The 18709-nt window shown below is 55.1% G+C and carries 10 protein-coding genes; 7 read left to right on the top strand and 3 right to left on the bottom strand.

Annotation, left to right across the window (positions count from 1 at the left end; all coding sequences use genetic code 11):
- The first annotated feature begins 215 nt into the window (after positions 1-215).
- The 5 genes from J0A68_RS04370 (at position 216) to J0A68_RS04350 (ending at position 9695) form a co-directional block, all read left to right on the top strand.
- Complete coding sequence (locus tag J0A68_RS04370) at positions 216-3140, top strand: S9 family peptidase (protein WP_206576960.1); 2925 nt, start codon at positions 216-218, stop codon at positions 3138-3140.
- An 820-nt stretch (positions 3141-3960) separates the two neighbouring features.
- Positions 3961-4527: an NfeD family protein gene (locus tag J0A68_RS04365; RefSeq protein ID WP_206576959.1), complete on the top strand. Its 567-nt coding sequence runs from the start codon at positions 3961-3963 to the stop codon at positions 4525-4527.
- Positions 4528-4543: 16 nt separating this feature from the next.
- Positions 4544-6052 carry a flotillin family protein gene (locus tag J0A68_RS04360; protein ID WP_206576958.1) on the top strand — a complete coding sequence of 503 codons (1509 nt, stop codon included), beginning with the start codon at positions 4544-4546 and terminating at the stop codon, positions 6050-6052.
- A gap of 193 nt (positions 6053-6245) precedes the next feature.
- Positions 6246-7202 (top strand): calcium/sodium antiporter, encoded by a 957-nt coding sequence (locus J0A68_RS04355; protein WP_206576957.1) that lies wholly within the window; start codon positions 6246-6248, stop codon positions 7200-7202.
- A gap of 345 nt (positions 7203-7547) precedes the next feature.
- Entirely contained in the window at positions 7548-9695 is a 2148-nt protein-coding gene (locus J0A68_RS04350; RefSeq protein ID WP_206576956.1) for a cation:proton antiporter, read from the top strand.
- Between the two features lie 7 nt (positions 9696-9702).
- On the opposite strand, the gene J0A68_RS04345 is transcribed toward J0A68_RS04350, so the two are convergent.
- On the bottom strand, positions 9703-10494 hold the full coding sequence (locus tag J0A68_RS04345) for a hypothetical protein (RefSeq protein ID WP_206576955.1): 792 nt from the start codon (positions 10492-10494) through the stop codon (positions 9703-9705).
- 313 nt (positions 10495-10807) lie between these two features.
- Here J0A68_RS04345 and J0A68_RS04340 point away from each other — a divergent pair, with 313 nt between their 5' ends.
- Positions 10808-13201, top strand: a complete 2394-nt coding sequence (locus tag J0A68_RS04340; RefSeq protein WP_206576954.1) for a TonB-dependent receptor — start codon at positions 10808-10810, stop codon at positions 13199-13201.
- A gap of 51 nt (positions 13202-13252) precedes the next feature.
- Positions 13253-15439 (top strand): DUF5916 domain-containing protein, encoded by a 2187-nt coding sequence (locus J0A68_RS04335; RefSeq protein WP_438839562.1) that lies wholly within the window; start codon positions 13253-13255, stop codon positions 15437-15439.
- Between the two features lie 26 nt (positions 15440-15465).
- Here J0A68_RS04335 and J0A68_RS04330 read toward each other — a convergent pair whose 3' ends face one another.
- The gene (locus tag J0A68_RS04330; protein ID WP_206576953.1) at positions 15466-16719 is read right to left on the bottom strand and encodes a DUF418 domain-containing protein; all 1254 of its coding nucleotides are present in this window, start codon (positions 16717-16719) and stop codon (positions 15466-15468) included.
- A gap of 248 nt (positions 16720-16967) precedes the next feature.
- Entirely contained in the window at positions 16968-18707 is a 1740-nt protein-coding gene (locus tag J0A68_RS04325) for a M14 family metallopeptidase (protein ID WP_206577223.1), read from the bottom strand.
- Between the last annotated feature and the right edge of the window lie 2 nt (positions 18708-18709).

Genomic DNA, 18709 nt, shown 5'->3' with positions numbered 1-18709 from the left:
TCAATAAAGCTGAAAAGCCCAAGCCCCGCCAGGTCTTCGAAACCCGGCGGGGCTTCTGTTTTTCTACCCAAATACACAAGGCGGATACTTGTAATGCAGGACAATCGCCACCCTGTAAAGCAATGCTATTGCATTTAAAAATCGCCAGTGGCGTACTTTTTCAACTCCGACTCCAAAAAATCCCCTAATTTCCCTAGCCAATAAACTTTTATCCCATGAGAAAACTGATACCCCTGGTTTGGCTACTCTGCCTCACGCTCGGCGCGGCGATGGCCCAGGACGCCAAACCCATGTCCTGGAAGGACGTCGCCACCTGGAAATACATGCCCGGCAGCGCCTTTAAGCTTTCCCCCGACGGGCAGTGGATCGCCTACGGCATCGTCGGCCTGGAGGCGGACGGCGAGCTGATCCTACAGAAAGTCTCCGATCCAGACAGCAAAAAGTCCTTCCCCATCGGCAACACCAACTTCCCCAACTTTGAGTTCAGCCAAAACAGCCAATGGCTGGCCTTCAAGGAGTCCCCAAAATTCTCCGAAAAGCAGGCCAACGAGAAGTCTAAGGGCAAGCCGCTAAAGGAGAAGGTTCACCTGATCAAGCTGGGAACGGACGAGAAGAAAACCTTTGAAAACGCGGGCGGCTTCAGCTTCAATGCCGAGGCTTCCACCCACCTGATCATCAACCTGCCCAAGGAAGGCAATGCCGACATCAAGGGCTCCGACCTCCTGATCCATCAGCTCTCCTCCGGCAAATCCCAAAACCTCGGCAACGTCCGCGAGCACTCCGTCAACAAGGCCGGTACCCACCTCGCCTACACCGTCGATGCCGCCAACTCCCAAGGCAATGGCCTTTACCTCCTGACTTTGGCCAGCAACTCCACCCAAGTACTGGACACGGACGAGGCTGGCTACCAAAGCATCAACTGGACGGAAAAGGGCGACGCCTTTGCCGCGCTCAAGATGAAAAAGGACAAGAAGTACAAGCAGGATCGTGGGACTGTCTTGGGAGTGAAAAGCCTCTCCAGTCCACAGGTGACGCTTTACGAAGCGGCGAAGGACTCCACGGGCTTCGACCAGAAATACACCATCAGCCCCAACCGCAAGCCGGAATGGAGCGAGGACTTGACCAGACTTTTCTATGGCATCCATCCCTTGGTTTTGGCAGAAAAAGAAACACCCAAAAAAGAGCTGAACAAGGACTCCCTGGCGGCGGCAGACTCCGAAAAACTCTCCAAGATCCTAGCCGACACCACGATCAAATCCATCTCCGACCTGCAGAAGGCCATCGCAAAAGCCGACACGGCCAAGAAGGCCGATCCAAAGAAAAACGACGCAAAAAAGCCGGAAATGACCATCTGGCACTGGAACGACAGCCGCCTCCAGTCCCGGCAGCAAGTGCTGGAAAACATGGACAAAAACTACAGCTTTTGGGCCATGTACGACCTCGCTGTCAAGAAGCACATTGCCCTTCAGGACAGCAGCATGAAGGACCTCAGTATCCTCCCAAAGCAGCGCTACGCGTTGGGTTCTGACAACCAGTCCTACGAGCTCCAGGGCAACTTGGATGGCCAAGCCTACCGAGATCTGTACATCGTCGACCTGAAGACGGGAGCCAAAACCCAGCTTTTTGAGAATTTCTACCAGCCTTCCTTCGGCTCCTACCCCCGTCCCTCCACGGATGGCACCAAGTTGCTATACGGCAAGGATGGGCATTTCTACGTCTACGACATCGTTGCCAAGACCCACACCAACCTCACGGAGGGCCTTCCGGTGACCTTCGTGGACGTGGAAGACGACCACAACGTGACCGATCCCCTCGTCAGCCCTCTGGGATGGAGCAGCGACAGCAAGTATGTCTTGCTTCGGGACGACTGGGACATCTGGCAGGTGCCCGTGGGAGGAAAGGAAACCGCGCTCAACCTCACCCAAAACGGTCGCGCTGAGAAAATCCGCTATCAGTATCGCTTCATTTTGGATCGGGAGGAAAAAGGCATAGACCTGTCCAAAACCAACTACATCCGCATCTATGGCGAAAACACCAAGAAAAGCGGCATTGCTACCCTTTCTCCCGCCAAGAAAGGCGGCTTGACCCCGGGAGCGAAAGTGCTGCTGTGGGAAGATGCCATGATCTCGGGCTTGGGCAAGGCGGAGAAAGCGGAAGTGTTCACCTACACCAAGGAGAAATTCAACGAGCCGACGCAGGTTTACCTGACCGACGCATCTCTGGCGAACGGCAAAAAAGTCACCGAAAACGCCCCGGACGCGGGCAAGTTCGCCTGGTCATCCGGTGTGCAGCTCGTGGACTATGTCACCGCGAAAGGCGACTCGCTCCAAGCCGCACTTTTCCTTCCCGCCGGCTATGTGGAAGGCAAGAAGTACCCGACGGTCATCTACTACTACGAGAAGCTTTCCCAGACCCTGCACAACTGGTCCAATCCAGGCTACAGCGGCACGGGCTGGAACCCCAGCCTCTACACCAGCAATGGCTACGCAGTCCTGATCCCGGACATCGTGTACAAGATGGACGACCCCGGCATGTCCGCCGTCTGGGCTGTACTTCCCGCTGTGGACGCGGCCATCAAGACCGGCGTGATCGACGAAGCCAACATGGGCATCCACGGACACAGCTGGGGCGGTTACCAGACTTCCTTCCTGATCACCCAGACTGACCGCTTCAAGGCCGCCGCCGCCGGCGCTCCACTCACCAACATGATCTCCATGTACGACCTGATCTACTGGAACTCGGGCGGGGGAAATATGTCCATCTTCGAGGCTTCGCAGGGTAGATTCACCGGCGGCCCATGGGAAAACTGGGAAGCGTACGAGCGAAACAGCCCCATCTATCATGTGAAAAACGTGAAGACTCCGCTGCTTCTTCTGCACAATGACAAAGACGGCGCGGTGGACTTCACCCAAGGCGTGGAATACTACAACGCCCTCCGTCGTCTGAAGAAACCGGTGATCATGGTGCAATACTTGGGCGAAAACCACGGCCTCGGCAAGACCGAAAACCGCAAGGACTACGCCGTCCGCATGATGGAATTCTTTGACCATCACCTCAAAGGCCAGCCTGCCCCAGACTGGATGACCAAGGGCGTGCCTAGACTACAGCTCGGCGAGCACTTGGAGGAAAGGGCGTTTTGATGTTCGAATTTTGATTTCGGATTTCGGAAAGTGAAATCCGACTGGTGTTATGTTAAGTGTAATTTGGCGTTTCGAAGCTAGCACAACACTAGGTCTCCGTCCACCCCAAAAAAGCGAAGCTTTTAACTTTGCGCCCTTGAAATGGCTGGGTAAAGGGAACCTAGAACTGCGGTTCCTGTGGCAAATGAGACAAGATTTCTTCGTCTCTTTGTGCCCTTTGTGTTAAAAAAGATGTCCGGCAGAAGAGAAATTCTTTCGGTGGGGACACCGACAGGGGCGGAGAGCCTTCTGAATTTTTGATTTCGGATTTCGATAAGTGAAATCCAACAAGACAAGAATCCCCCGGTAGCGTATCGGGGGATTTTTTTTGAATTTATCGAGTCGTGAAAGACAATTTTTCAAGAATTGTCTTTTTTAGAAAGACAAAAACTTAAAAGGGTCGAGTGCTCTTAGCGGGATTTGTTCTTTCATTTCAGATTAGGTGTATACGGAACATTGCACGTAGGTCTCAATAGTGGATTTTGACCTTATAAAATCCCCTCCCGAAACAAGTTCGGACAGGCTCAGCCCCCTTGGAAAGAGGGAATCTGCCTATTTAGAACCTCAAATCCTCTTTTGCACGGTAACGTGCAAACAAGCAGATACACCTATTTCAGATATACTCGGCGGCGAGGACATCGATTTTGGGGTTTTGTTTTCAAGCAGAGCTTTCCAAAACTCCACAAAGAAACAGCGGTGGTTAGAAATCTAGTTTTGCAAATCTTGAAAATTAAAGATATAATGCTGCCCAATACTTCTCACCCACCCAAATTCCTTACCCATGGACTTTTTGGCCGAAATGGAACCTCCACTCAGGGCGCTTTGGTACGTTGCCCTGCCTACTTCTTTGATCTTTTTGCTACAGACCATCCTCACCTTTGTCGGATCTGACTCCGGCGACGGGATCAATGCGGACTTCGACGGAGACCTGGAGGGAGCGGAAGCGCCCTTTCAGCTTTTCACGCTGCGCAACCTCATCAACTTCCTGCTGGGTTTCAGCTGGACAGCCATCACTTTTTACCATTCCATAGCCAATTATACCTTCCTACTCCTCATTTCAGCGGCAGTGGGGCTGGCTTTCGTCTGGCTGTTTTTCTTTATCATCAAGCAGATCACCAAGCTCGCCGAGGACAACACCTTCAAACTGGAAGACGCCCTCCAAAAGTCCGGCACGGTCTATCTGTCCATCCCCGGCCACAAGGAAGGCCCCGGCAAAATCTCCATCAGCGTCAAGGGCTCCCAGAAAGAGCTCAACGCCATCTCCCTTTCCGAGCGAATCGAAACCGGCGCATCCGTCAGGGTGATCGGTATCGAGGGAGGCAACCTGTTGATCGTCGAAAAAATCTAACCTTTAAATTCCCAATATGGATCCTTTAATCCTCATCTTGGCGGGAGCATTCGTCGTTTTTGTGACGATCATCGCCCTGATCTCGCGCTACAAACGCTGTCCTTCGGACAAAATCCTCGTTGTCTATGGCAAGACCGGCGGCACCTCTGCCAAATGTATCCACGGCGGTGGCGCTTTCATCTGGCCGGTGATCCAGGACTACGCCTACCTGGACCTGAAGCCCATCTCCATAGAGGCCAACCTCACCAACGCCCTTTCCCGCCAAAACATCCGCGTGGATGTGCCCTGCCGCTTTACCATCGCCATCTCCACCGATTCCGACACGATGAATACCGCCGCCGAGCGTCTCCTCGGCTTGGCCCACGAGCAGATTCAGGAGTTGGCCAAAGACATCCTTTTTGGCCAGCTGCGTCTGGTGATCGCGACCATGACCATCGAGGAGATCAACTCCGACCGGGACAAGTTTTTGGAAAACATCTCCAAAAACGTCGATACGGAGCTGAAGAAGATCGGCCTGAAGCTCATCAACGTCAACGTGACCGACATCAAGGACGAGTCCGGCTACATCGAGGCTCTGGGAAAAGAGGCTGCCGCAAAAGCCATCAACGAAGCCAAAATCTCCGTGGCCGAGCAGGAAAAAATCGGCGAAACCGGCAAGGCGCTCGCTGATCGCGAAAAGGATGTGGCCATCGCCGACACCCAGCGGGATCGCGATGTGAAGATCGCTGTCACCCTGAAAGACCGGGAAGTGAGCATTGCCGAAGCCCAAAAGGAAGAAAGCATCGGCAAGGCCGAAGCCCAGCGAGACACCCGCGTGAAGACCTCCGAAGCCAACGCGATAGCCATCAAGGGTGAAAACGAAGCCAAGATCTCCATCGCCCAGTCGGACGCCCTGCGCCGCGAAAAAGAGGCCGAAGCGCTGAGAATTGCCTTGGCTTCCGAGAAAGTCCAGCAGGCAAAAGCCCTCGAAGAAGCCTACCTCGCCGAGCAGAAAGCCGAAACCGCCCGTGCCGAGCGGGAGCGCTCCACCCAAAATGCCAACGTGGTGATCCCCGCCGAAATCGCCAAACAGCGGGCCATCATCGAGGCCCAAGCCGACGCCGAACGCATCCGCGTTCAGGCCAAAGGGGAGGCGGACGCCATCTATGCGAAGATGGAAGCCGAGGCAAAAGGGCTCTTCGAAATCCTGACCAAACAGGCCGAAGGCTATCGTGACGTGGTCAGCGCCGCTGGCGGCGACCCTACCAAAGCCTTCCAGCTCCTCCTGATCGAAAAGCTGCCTGAACTGGTCAAAACCCAAGTCGAGGCAGTCAAAAACATCAAAATCGACAAAATCACCGTCTGGGACTCCGGGCAAAACGAAAACGGCAACGGCTCCACGGCAAACTTTGTGTCGGGCATGATGAAAACCGTCCCTCCGCTCAACGACCTCTTCAACATGGCCGGCCTCAACCTGCCGACCTACCTCAAGGGAGAGGAACCTGCCCAACCTAAAAAGCCTGAGGGCACCGACCCAAGCTCCTAAGGCTTGCAATCGTCACTTGCCAGATCCCCGGTCACCGCCGGGGATTTTTTCGTAAAAGAGGGACTGTCTACCGGAGGAGGGACAAAAAAACTCTTGCTCCTACCCGCGGGACTCGCTTGAAAGGCCAATTTTCCTCCCTAGTTTTGGGGAATTTATCCATTCAGAAGTCCCCACCTTTTAACCGATTTCCGTCATGATTCTTCAAACTGCGCTTTTGTTGATTGGTTTGGTGCTTTTGGTCAAAGGCGCAGACTGGCTGGTGGACGGAGCCTCGGTTTTGGCCAAGAAAAAAAACGTCTCCGACCTGGCCATCGGTCTTACCATCGTCGCCTTTGGCACCTCCGCCCCTGAGCTCGTGGTCAATGCCGTAGCCGCCTCAGGCAACTACCCCGACATCGTCTTTGGAAACATCATCGGGTCAAACAACTTCAACCTCTTCGTCATTCTCGGGATTGCGGGCCTGATTGTCCCGCTTTCCGTGCAGTCCACGACCGTATGGAAAGAGATCCCCTTCTCGCTGCTAGCCGCCGTCCTGCTTTTCCTCTTGGCAAACAACTTCATCTTCGGAGATTCCAAGGGTTTTTCCAGACTGGACGCTGGCATCCATCTGGTACTTTTCGCAGCGTTTCTTTACTATGTAGCCACACAGCTGAAGTCCGATCCAAGCGAGGAAAAAATCGAAATCAAAGACTACTCCACCGGTAAAATCTGGGGATTGATCTTCCTCGGGCTGGCAGGCTTGGTCGGGGGAGGAAAGCTCGTGGTCGACAACGCCGTAGCCATGGCCCAGTCCTTGGGAGTCAGCGAAAAGATCATCGGCCTGACCATAGTGGCGGCTGGCACTTCCCTGCCAGAGCTGGCTACTTCGGTGGTCGCCGCCATGCGCAAAAACGCCGACATCGCCATCGGCAACATCATCGGCTCCAATATCTTCAACATCTTCCTGATACTGGGAGTCAGCGGCTTGATCCGTCCCATGACCTACAATACGGGATTCGACACCGATCTATATATCTTGGCCGCTGGCACGATCTTTTTGTTTTTCGCCATGTTTACCGGCAAGAGGCACAAGTTGGATCGCTGGGAAGCGCTTTTACTCCTCGTTTTCTACCTGCTCTACACCGGATACCTCATCGGACTCGAGGCCTAGCCTGGGTTCCACAGCCCCTTTGGACAAGCCGAAACCCGGCTGAAGTTTTCGGAGAAACAGACGCCAATAGGGGTTGGAAGCAGCGCGATGGCAGGCAAGACCCGGAGATCGGACTGCTATTTTGTCGCCGCTCTGGACATTTTTTGAATTTCCCCCTGTCACCAATTCGGAAAATCTATACTTATCTTTGGTAGAGGACTTTGAAAGGCTAGCAACTCACAGATCCCACCTATCCACTATTAGCTTCGATACTATGGACTTTGGCTTTTCACTTTCGCATCACCTCACCCTGTCCGTCCTGATTCCGGCGGTTATTTTTCCTTTCACGCCCTAATCGCATCAGACATGAACTGGCTGGAAACCCTTGGTGAGATCGATCTGCCCATTGCCCATCAGGGCCTGAAGTTTTTTCTGATCCTGCTGATCATCCTCCTGGCCCCGTTGGTGCTCAATCGGCTGAGAATCCCCCCGCTCCTGGGGCTCATCATCGCCGGAGCCATCATCGGGCCCAAAGGCCTGCACCTGATGGAGCGGGACAGCGGCATCCTGCTTTCCGGGACGGCCGGTCTGCTCTACATCATGTTTTTGGCTGGCCTGGAGATTGATTTGGAGGACTTCAAAAAAAACAGCCAAAAAAGCCTGGTTTTCGGGATGTACACCTTCCTGATCCCCATGGTCTTGGGCACGGTAGCCAGCCTGTTCGTCTTCAAGTTTTCCATGGCCTCCTCCCTGTTGTTGGCCAGCATGTTTGCCTCCCATACGCTGATCGCCTATCCCATTGTCTCTAGGCTGGGCGTGGCTAAAAACCGCGTGGTCAACGTCACCGTGGGCGGCACGCTGATCACCGACACGCTGGCTCTTTTGGTACTCGCCATCATCGTCGGCATGGCTCACGGGGAGATTGACATGATGTTTTGGGTCAAGCTGTTTTTTTCCCTGTTGGTCTTTGCCCTGCTCATTCTGATCGTATTGCCCAGGTTTGGGCAGTGGTTTTTGAAGAAAAATGAGGATAACGTCACGCAATACATTTTCGTCCTGGCCCTGGTGTTTGCAGGTGGGCTTTTGGCGGAGCTGGCCGGGCTGGAGGGCATCATCGGCTCCTTCTTGGTAGGCTTGGCGATCAGCCCGATCATCCCACGGACTTCCGGGCTTTTCAACCGCATCGAGTTTGTCGGCAACGCGATTTTCATCCCTTTTTTCCTGATCAGCGTAGGGATGCTGGTTGACTTCCGGGTTTTCCTCCGGGATGGGGAGACGGTCTTCATTGCCGTTGCGATGACCGTGATCGCGACCGTGTCCAAATACCTGGCAGCCCTAGCTGCGCAAAAGTCCTTTGGCTATTCCCAAGCGGAGCGAAGGGTGATGTTTGGCCTGAGCAATGCCCAAGCGGCAGCCACGCTCGCCGCGGTGCTGGTAGGCTACAACACCATCGTCGGGACAGACGTCCTGGGTGAACCCATCCGCCTGCTTTCGGAGTCGGTGCTCAATGGCACCATCATCATGATCTTGGTGACCTGTACCATTGCCACGGTGGAAGCCCAGCGAGGAGCCCAAAAAATCATCCTTTCCGAGGCGACTTTCACCGAAAAAGACCGCATGGACTTTACCGAACGGTTTTTGATCCCCATACGCAGCGAAGAGACCTCCCAAGATCTCATCAACCTGGCCCTCAACCTGAAGTCGGCCGGGAAGAAAAACTCCCTCTACGGCCTCAGCATCCTCAAGCCCGGATCCCAAGACTACTCCGCGGAGGTGAAGGCCCAAAAAATCCTAAACCAAGCCAGCTCCATCACGGCAGCCACGGACAACTTCCTCATCGAGCTCCTGCGCTACGACTCGGATGTGGTGCAGGGCATCGCGAGTGTGGTCTATGAAAACAAAATCACGGATCTGATCCTCGGTCTGCACGTGCAGCAGGAAGGCAAGGACTCCTTTCTCGGCCAGGTGACCAACCGGCTTCTGGAAAAAGTCAACACCACCACCTTCATCTACAAGCCTCATCAGCCTTTTTCCTCACACCGTAGGCATCTGGTGATGATCCCGCCTCAGGCGGAGCTGGAGCTGGGCTTTCCGCTTTGGCTGGTCAAAATCTGGAACCTCGCCAAAAACACCGGCCGACGCATGATCTTCTACGTCAATGAAGACACCCGGGAGTACCTGCAAAAAATCCTGGTTTCGAACCCCATCCGGGTAGAGTTCCGGCCTTTCCCGAGCTGGGACGACCCGAGCAACCTCAACATGCTCCTGAAAAAGGACGACAACCTGATCATGGTGCTGAGCCGCAAAGGCGACCCTTCCTACCACCCCAACATGGACTTGGTACCCGATCTGGTGGCCACTTGGCTCAAGGACCACAGCTTTATCCTGATCTATCCCAACCCGCTGGACGCGAGCTCGGCGCTTTCCCACGACTTTTTGCACAGCAACCTGGCCGGGCCTAGGAGCAGGCTGGAAGTCATCGGAGCGGGCATCAACCGGTTTTTCTCCAGATAGCCTGGGGCTATTTGGGGAAAAGGAAAATCACCACGGCTCTCCAGCCCCAGTCGGCCTTTCCCCCCTCAGGGGCGGCGAGGTTAAATCTCGGACCGACCACGAATTGCGTCTTCTGCTCGCCCAGAGCGGTCACTGCACTGAGCGTGGGGTTCAGCCAGACGGTCGTCGTCGACGCCTTCCAGTTTTGGGTCACTTCCATATTGGCTCCGAGTCCGGCACCGGATTTCCAGTTGTACACCAAGAAAGGCTGCAGAAACATCTGGCTCACGTCGGGCCGGTCAGCATTGCCCGCCACAGACCAAAGCTGGTTGACCAAGGCCCCCAGCGTCCAGCCATTGGCTTGCCGCAAGGCCACCGCAGTCGGTCCCATCCCAAACTTCTTGGTGGCGAGCAAATCATTGGTGGCGATGGGCAGCAAAAATGCCGGCCCCACGCCCCAAGTCAGTTTTTCGGAGTTTTTGGGAGAGAAAAAAGCCGACATCACCGCGTCTGATAGCCCTGATTGCTTCTCTCCGACACCGGTGACGTTGTACTGGGTGACGTAGGGAGCCACGATCCGGGTGATCACGTTCCAGTCCTTGTTGAGCGAGATCGGGAGCACGGGCTGGAAATTCATCGTGTTTCGCATCCCCTGCATGTCGCCGATTCCGTAGTCGGTATTGTTTTGGAAAGGAACGGAGACCAGGGAAGCGATGGGATTGGCCAACTTCTTGGCAAGTTCGGCCGCATCATCTTGGGCATGGGAGAGCGTGGCGAAAGCAAAAAAAGCCATTACGCTCAGGGCAAAAGTTTTTTTCATGGTAGGGTTGGTTTGGATCTGGGATGTAAAAATCAAAAAGCGATTCTCCGCTTTGGCTGGCAAGCAGATGATCTAAAAATTCTCGATCAAAAAGGCAGAGCAGGAAAGTTAGGACATTTTGCCCACATATTTTTCGGATTCAGCTGAGACCCACCGCTTTTCCGCAGGGCGGCCAAGCCCCAAAAACAGCAAGGCCTCGCGCGGCGGGGTATTTTGCCATTTGTAAAAATAAGCGTGGACGGGAAGCTCATTCATTCTAAATTCCCGCCGCTGGATTCAGATTAATTTCGATTTAGCCCTATTCACCAAACCTATGAAACCCTTTTACCCAAAAAACCTACTCATTCTTTCGATGCTTACCCTTTTCTTGGGAAGCATTCCCGCCATTGCCCAGCAAAACAAAGGGAAGATCCGCGGCACCATCGTGGACAGCGGCAGCGAGGAGCCCCTTCCTTTTGCCAGCATAGCCATCTACACCGAAAAAGACAGCCTCGTGGGCGGTGGGATCTCCGACGAAAACGGCAAGTACTCCGTGGAGCTTCCCTTCGGGAAATTCTATGCCCTGGTCGAGTTTATGGGCTATGAAGCCCAAAAAACGAAGGCTTTTTCCCTCACCCGGGAAGACCAAAATCTGGAAATGGGCGAGATCGGCCTCGCCACCACAGCCTCCGATCTTGGTGAGGTGGTCGTTCAGGGCGAAAAGACCGTCATGGAGCTCTCCCTCGACAAGCGCATCTTCAACGTGGGAAAAGACCTCGCCAACGCGGGCGGCAACGCTTCCGATATCCTGATGAACCTGCCCTCTGTGGCCGTGGATCCGGAGGGAAATGTACGGCTCCGCGGCTCGTCCAACGTCCGCATCCTGATCGACGGCAAGCCCTCGGGGCTGGTCAGCTTCAAGGGCAGCTCGGGACTCCGCCAGCTTCCCGCCAACATGGTGGAGCGTGTGGAAGTCATCACCAATCCCTCCGCCCGCTACGAAGCCGAGGGCATGGCCGGAGTCATCAACATCATCCTCAAAAAGGACAGCAAGCAGGGTTTCAACGGTTCTTTTGAGGTCATCGCAGGCTATCCCCTCAACACTGGCTTCACTGCCAATCTCAACTACCGCCATAACCGCATCAACTGGTTTGTCAACTACGGCCTGACCTACCGCGAGCAACCCGGCGTCAGCCAGCTCTACCAGGAAGTGTACAACGAGGACGGCAGCACCTCCATCCTTAGCCAAAACAACTCCGCCACCGTATCCGGGCTGAACAACAACCTCCGGGGCGGGCTAGACTACTATTTCAACGAAAACAGCGTGCTCACCGCCTCCTATCTCTGGAGAAGAAGCGACGCCCGCCGCATCACCGACATCCGCTACGAGGACTACCTCAACAGCTTTGACAACTACCTAGGCTACACACTCAGAAGACAGGACGAGACCGAGGACGAGCCTAACAAGGAAGCGATCATCAACTACAAGCGGACTTTTGCCCAAAAAGGCCATGAGTTCACCGCCTCCTTCACCTACCTCAACTACTGGGAGCGATCCGACCAGCTCTATACCCAGTATGCCTTCCTGCCCGATGACACGCCCATCTCCGAAGACGACGTGGTGCAGACCTCGCTCAACGATGAGTTTGAAAACCAATACCTACTCCAGATGGACTACGTGAAGCCTTTTGCCACAAAGGGCAAGCTGGAGACCGGGCTCAGGACGAGTTTCCGCGAGATGGAAAACGACTACCTCGTACAGGAGCAAGATGAAACGGGGGACTTCGTGACCATCCCCGGACTGGACAATGTCTTCCTCTACAATGAAAACATCCTGGCCGCGTACGGCATCATCGGCAACGAAACCGGGAAATGGAGCTACCAAGGCGGACTCCGAGCCGAGCATACCGTGGTGGAGACTATCCTCGTGGAGACCAACGAAACCAACCCAAGGGAATACACCAACTTCTTCCCTTCGGCCCACCTGACCTACAACGTCACCCAGGAAAACGCCTTCCAGCTCAGCTACAGCCGTCGCATCCGTCGTCCGGTGTACAACGACCTCAGCCCCTACGTGACCTTTTCCGACCAGCGAAACTTCTTCAGCGGAAACCCCGATCTAAACCCGGAGTACACCGACGCCTTTGAGCTGGGACACATCAAGTACTTTGACAAGGCCACGCTCTTTTCCACCGTCTATTTCCGCAATACCGTGGACAAGATCGAGCGGATACGCCAAGTCAACGAGGAGGGCTTTTCGGAGACTGCCCCCTACAATCTGACCGGCGAAAAATCCTTCGGGGTGGAGTTTAGCGGGGACTATCGCGTGAAGGACTGGTGGAAGCTGGACTTCAACGCCAACTTCTTCCATGCCCGCATCGACGCCAGCAACATCGGCCAGACCGAGCTGCGCAAGACCTACTCCTGGCTCTTCCGCCAGACCTCTAGGTTTACCTTTGGCGAGGGCTGGGACATCCAAGTCCGGGCAAACTACGAAGCCAAGCAAAAGACCGCACAAGGCTACAGAAAGGGCATTTTCTTCATGGACCTCTCCGCCAGCAAGCGCATCCTCGAAGACCGCGGCACGCTCGTGCTCAACGTCACCGACATCTTCAACTCCCGCATCAACCGCTACATCTCAGAGGGCTACAACTTCCACACCGAAGGGGAGTCGCAAATGATGCGAAGACAATCCAACCTGACCTTTGCCTACCGAATCAAGCAGTAACCCATTTTGCCCCGCGGGCCAAAAAACCACGCGGACCCCAGCTACCCATCCGTGATCCCATCTATCCGATTTCTGTTTCTTTCCCTACTGGCCTTTGCCTTCGCCTCTCCCCTGCTCGCGCAAAAGATCAACGCGGGATACCGGCTCGCGATCCGGGAAGCCTCCTCTCCGGTCTTGATCGATGGCGTCATGGACGAAAAGACCTGGGAAGATGCCGAGGTGGCGACGGACTTTTTCATGATCACGCCTATGGACACCAGCTTTGCCAGGGTGAAGACCGACGTGCGCATGAGCTACGATGCGGATCACCTCTACCTCCTCGTGGTCAACCACCACGCTGTGGAAGGCCCCTATATGGTGGAATCGCTGAGGAGGGATTTCAGTTTTGGGAAAAACGACAATTTTCTCCTCTTCATGGATCCCTTTGACGACCTGACCAACGGCTTTTCCTTTGGGGCAAATGCCGCCGGCGCGCAGTGGGACGGGCAGATGTACAACGGCGGCTCCGTGGACCTCAGCTGGGACAACAAGTGGACGTCCAAAGTCAAAAACTACGAGGACAAGTGGATCTTTGAAGCGGCCATCCCCTTCAAGTCCATCCGCTACAAAAAAGGCATCACCGAGTGGGGGATCAACTTCAGCCGACTGGACTTGAAGACCACCGAAAAGTCCGGTTGGGCTCCCGTGCCCAGGCAGTTCCCCTCCGCCTCCCTGGCCTACACCGGCACACTCGTCTGGGACAATCCCCCACCCGATCCCGGGGCCAACATCTCGATCATTCCCTATGCCCTGGGCGGGGTAAGCAAAGACTTCCAAAACGAAGGCGCGACCGAAAAAAGGGGCGAGGTGGGCGTCGATGCCAAGATTGCGCTGACGTCCTCCCTAAACCTAGACCTCACCGTCAACCCGGACTTTTCGCAGGTCGAGGTCGATCGGCAGGTCACCAACTTGGACCGCTTCGAGCTGTTTTTCCCGGAGAGAAGGCAGTTTTTTCTGGAAAACGGGGATTTGTTCGCCGGATTTGGCTACACGACCATCCGCCCTTTTTTCTCTCGGAGAATCGGCCTCAACGCCCCGATCCAGTTTGGCGCCAGACTGAGCGGCAAGCTCAACAAAGACTGGAGAATCGGCGCGATGAACATGCAAACCGGGGAAGTAGAGGAAGACGCTTTGCCATCGCAGAACTTCACCGTGATGGCACTCCAGCGCCAGGTCGGCGCTCGGTCCAACATCGGGGCTATCTTCGTGAACAAGCAGAGCCTAAACTATTCTCCCGATCCCAACTCCGAAAACCCGGTCTATTCCCAATTCAACCGCAACCTGGGGCTGGAGTACAACCTCGCCTCCGCCAACAACATCTGGACCGGAAAGGCCATGCTGCTGCAAAGCTTTGCTCCGGACAATACCGGGCAGGGCCTAGTCCACGCCGCCAACCTCAAGTATGCCGCGGGAAACCTCACCTGGAGCTGGCAGCATGAGTACGTATCGGAAAACTATACCGCCGAGGTGGGCTATGTGCCCAGGCGGGGATACTACAAGGTCAATCCTTTTGTAGGCTATCGCTGGTTTCCCAAAAGCGAAAAAATCCTCAGCCATGGGCCCGACGCCAGCTCCACGCTGTTTTACAACACCAAGGGCGTCCATACCGACAACAATTCCTTCATTTCCTACAATGTCCGCTTCCGGAGCCAAAGCAACCTGTCCACCTATTTCATCTATGATTTTGTGAAGCTTCAGGCGCCCTTTGACCCGACCAACTCCGGAAATGAAAAACTGCCGGTCGGCTCAGACCACTACGCCTTCAGCTGGAGGACCGAGTACGTGTCCAAGCCCCAGAGCGTCTTTACCTACGGCTTCTCAACCCGCTTGGGCGGCTACTATGCCGACGGGGAGCTGTACACCCTGACCACAGACTTGGGCTACCGCTTTCAGCCCTACGTGAGCTTCGCGCTGAGCACGACCTACAACAAAATCGTCCTTCCCGAGCCCTGGGGCACCACGGACTACCTGCTCGTGGGACCGAGGGTGGACGTCACGATGACCAACACGCTCTTTTTCACGGCCTTTGTCCAATACAACGAGCAGCTCGACAACGTCAACCTGAACACCCGCTTCCAGTGGCGCTTCAAGCCCGCCTCAGACATCTACCTCGTTTACACGGACAACTACCTCCCCGATCCCTTCCATGTGAAAAACCGCTCCCTGGTACTGAAGTTTACTTACTGGTGGAATATCTAGCAGGAGACAAGCTTTGAAAAAACAGGCTAGCTGGCCTTTGCTTTTCGTAGGGGAAAATAGCGAAGATAGGTGCCCATCCTCCACAGCCACTCGAGTGGGCCAAACTGGAAATGCCGCATCCAGAGATTGGAAAACAACACCTGCGCGACAAAGACCAGGATAGCGATAGGCAAAAAATAAGTCGGGCCGAGCCCTCCTCCCCAGCCGAGGCCGACGCCGTAAAACAGCCCAATCCCCAGCATCGTCTGCATGAGGTAGTTGGTAAGAGCCATCCTCCCGACCGGGACCAGCCACCTGAGCCAATTGCCGCCCTGGCTTTTTTCCCAACTGAGAAAAATCCACGCTCCGTAGGCCAAGCCCAACGGCACAACCCCCAAGGCATAGCAAATCCGCTCCAGCACGCCGCTCTCATCCCCGACCTGCTCCCCAAAGACCGTCAGCAGGGCAGTCGCCAGGCTAAAGGGAATCCCCAAGACCAGTCCTAGCTTCCGGATCTTCAGCAGAATCCACCTACGATCATGCACCTGCACAAACAGCCGATTGCGCCCCAGCCAATAGCCGATCAAAAAGCAGCCAAAAACCTTGGGCAAGCGATGGCTGCTCAGCAGATAGGAAAATCGATACAGCCAGCCAGACTCGGTCCAGTGCCTCCACTCCGCCCATCCCGCGCCGGGATTGTAAAGGTATTGGCTAAAGGACTCGTCAAAGGGAATCCCGTTTTGGCTGTCCACGGCCATTCCCATCGCCTCCAGTCCCGCGCCGGGACGCAGCCCCACCAGGTGGCAGACCGTCTGGATAGCGATAGGCGACAGGATCAACACCAGCGCCGAGACCAGCAGGGCACGGTTGGACAGCTTGCGAAAGAGGGGCAAAAACAAGCCCAAAAACCCATAGAGAAACAGGATGTCCCCATCCCAAAAATACCTCAGATGGATCCAGCCGACCAGCATCAAAATAGCCAAGCGCCGGTAAAACAGCGGCAAGGGAGACAGCCCTTTTCGCAGGGTCCGCTCCAGGATGATCGCAAAACCAAGCCCAAAGAGAATGGAAAACAAGGAATAGAACTTGCCGTTGACCAGGGTCAATTCGGCAAGGGAAAGGACGGAATCCAGCGGAAAGGTAGGCAGGCTCTCCCGGGAGGCGCTCGAGAAAAACAGGTAGCCCGAAAACCCAAAGACGTTGTCCAGAAAAATCCCCAAAATCGCAAATCCTCTCAGCGCGTCGATAGCCTGAACCCGGTCGTCCGCCAATACGGGGGAAACTGCAGCAACATTGCCCATGTGAAAAAGGTTGGAAAACCCAGAGGTCTGAAGTCCGGATTTTACACTGATTTACGAAATTTCCGGCGCTATCGAAAACCCGGTTTGCAAAGCTCCGCCAGCACCCTGTCCGGCCTGGAAACCAAAACTTTCCCCGAGACAAAAAAATCCCCGGCCTTGGTTCTGAAGCGCCCCCAACCAGTCTGTCACTTATTGGGGGCTGGTTCATTCCAAGCCGGGGATCTTGATTTTCAGCTCCCTCGCCGAAGCTACTTTTTCCAGCTGGTTTTGCCTCCTTTGGCTGAGTCCACGCTGATGCTGTAGTTGGACCCGGAAGACACGATCCACTTCACCTTCACCGCGCCCATGCCGGGCACGTTTTCGACGGCGATCTTTTCCGGAGAGTGTTTTTGCTCCGCAAATTTCCTCATGTCGGCATCCTCCACCACAAATCCAGCCACCACTTTGGCACCGGAGATGCTCACGTAGTCAGGGCGTTCGATCTTGTACTTGAGGTCCTGGCTGGCGTGGGTAGGCATCATGCGCTCGTTGAAGATCGTGGCGGTGATGGCCTTCAGCCCTCCGCCCAGATCCTCCTCCTTCACGTCCAGTACCGACAGTTTTGGGGTATGGTAGGCATGGTAGATGGTGAAGGCAGCATTGCGGTGCGCATCCTGCTCCAGCAGAAATCCCGGATGGGCCCGCCCAAAGGTCTTCTTAAAGCCACCGATCTCTACCTTGCCAAACTGCGGATGCTCAAACTCCTTAAAGTTCACATACGCATCGCCAAAGGTCAACAGCTCATCCACCTTGAACTGCTCGTCTTGACTTCCCCTGCCGCCGGATTGCTGGTGAAAGTACAGGTAGGAGACCATCAGCTCATTGGAATAGGTGAAGATCCCACGGTTGCCATAGAACCAGTCCAGCTCGCCGCCAAACACCGAGTACAGATCCTTGTACACCGTCAGGTAGCGGTAGCCGGGAATCATTTCTTCGCCCTTTTTGCCGATGGCGTCGTAGATGCGGATGTCTTCACGGTTGTAGGTGTTCACATCCTCCTCCGCTCCAGGACCTCTCAGGATCATCCCGCCGGAGTTGTGGAAGCTCTGCGCACCGGCAATGTTGGGATGCTTCATGACAAACTCCATCACAGAGCGGTTTTCAGGCAGGGTAAAAGGGTACTTGAGCGCACCCCGCTGGATGTAGTCCGGCTGCCAGTTCCAGCCCCAGTCGCGGTTGGGGTCATAGTAGCCCACGCCGTCGTCGTTGACCTGGCCATCCCCGTCATTGTCGAGGCCTTCCTGACCGAGCATCTCGTAGTCACCCACCTGGTTTGGCCCCACAGCCATGAGCCTGCGGGGATCCAGCGGATCTTTGATAAACCTGCCCGTGGGCGACTTGCGGATCATCATGGTGATATGGCCGTCTCCATCCAAGTCGTCCATCATATCCTCTCCGGCAAGTCCGTCCCCGTCGTTGTCCAGCACCATCATGCCTGAGCGTGGTGTGTTGGCGTTGTTGGGTTCCTTGAAAAAGTTGTTCCGGGCGTCCGGGTTGATAGTCGGCGTGATGTAGAAGGTCTTGTCCTTCAGCAGCTGCTTCACAAACTCGTTGTCCGCATGCATCTCCGTGAGGTACCAAGCGACATAAAGGGAAAATTCCCCTCCCTGGATTTCATTGGAGTGGATATTGCCGTCTATCCACATGGCGGGCTTTTCGGTGTCTTTTCCGGTGGAAAAATCCGTGATGGTCAGCGTGAGGATATCCCGGCCTTCCACCGACTTGCCGATGGCCTCCACCTTGGCAAGATCGGGATGGGCGGCGGCGATTTTTTTCATCCAGTCCCAGAGCCCCTCGGCGCTGTAGTATCGGTTCCAGGCGATCTCTACCTTGGGTTTGTGCGGGGTGCCGATGGCGCGGAAGTAGTTTTCCTGTTGGGCATGGGAGTCGATGCTGCCCAAACTCAATGCTCCCAAAGCCAGGGCTACGATCAGATTTTTGGTTTTCATAG

This window comes from Algoriphagus oliviformis, from assembly GCF_017254915.1.
GTDB lineage: Bacteria > Bacteroidota > Bacteroidia > Cytophagales > Cyclobacteriaceae > Algoriphagus > Algoriphagus oliviformis.
The sequence above is the reverse complement of the archived record's forward strand: the minus strand, read 5'-3'. Positions and strand labels throughout refer to the sequence as shown.

Coding starts and splice junctions, on each gene's coding strand:
- J0A68_RS04360 (WP_206576958.1), top strand. CDS start 4,544: ATGGATCCTTTAATCCTCATCTTGGCGGGAGCATTCGTCGTTTTTGTG.
- J0A68_RS04350 (WP_206576956.1), top strand. CDS start 7,548: ATGAACTGGCTGGAAACCCTTGGTGAGATCGATCTGCCCATTGCCCAT.
- J0A68_RS04355 (WP_206576957.1), top strand. CDS start 6,246: ATGATTCTTCAAACTGCGCTTTTGTTGATTGGTTTGGTGCTTTTGGTC.
- J0A68_RS04330 (WP_206576953.1), bottom strand. CDS start 16,719: ATGGGCAATGTTGCTGCAGTTTCCCCCGTATTGGCGGACGACCGGGTT.
- J0A68_RS04325 (WP_206577223.1), bottom strand. CDS start 18,707: ATGAAAACCAAAAATCTGATCGTAGCCCTGGCTTTGGGAGCATTGAGT.
- J0A68_RS04340 (WP_206576954.1), top strand. CDS start 10,808: ATGAAACCCTTTTACCCAAAAAACCTACTCATTCTTTCGATGCTTACC.
- J0A68_RS04370 (WP_206576960.1), top strand. CDS start 216: ATGAGAAAACTGATACCCCTGGTTTGGCTACTCTGCCTCACGCTCGGC.
- J0A68_RS04365 (WP_206576959.1), top strand. CDS start 3,961: ATGGACTTTTTGGCCGAAATGGAACCTCCACTCAGGGCGCTTTGGTAC.
- J0A68_RS04345 (WP_206576955.1), bottom strand. CDS start 10,494: ATGAAAAAAACTTTTGCCCTGAGCGTAATGGCTTTTTTTGCTTTCGCC.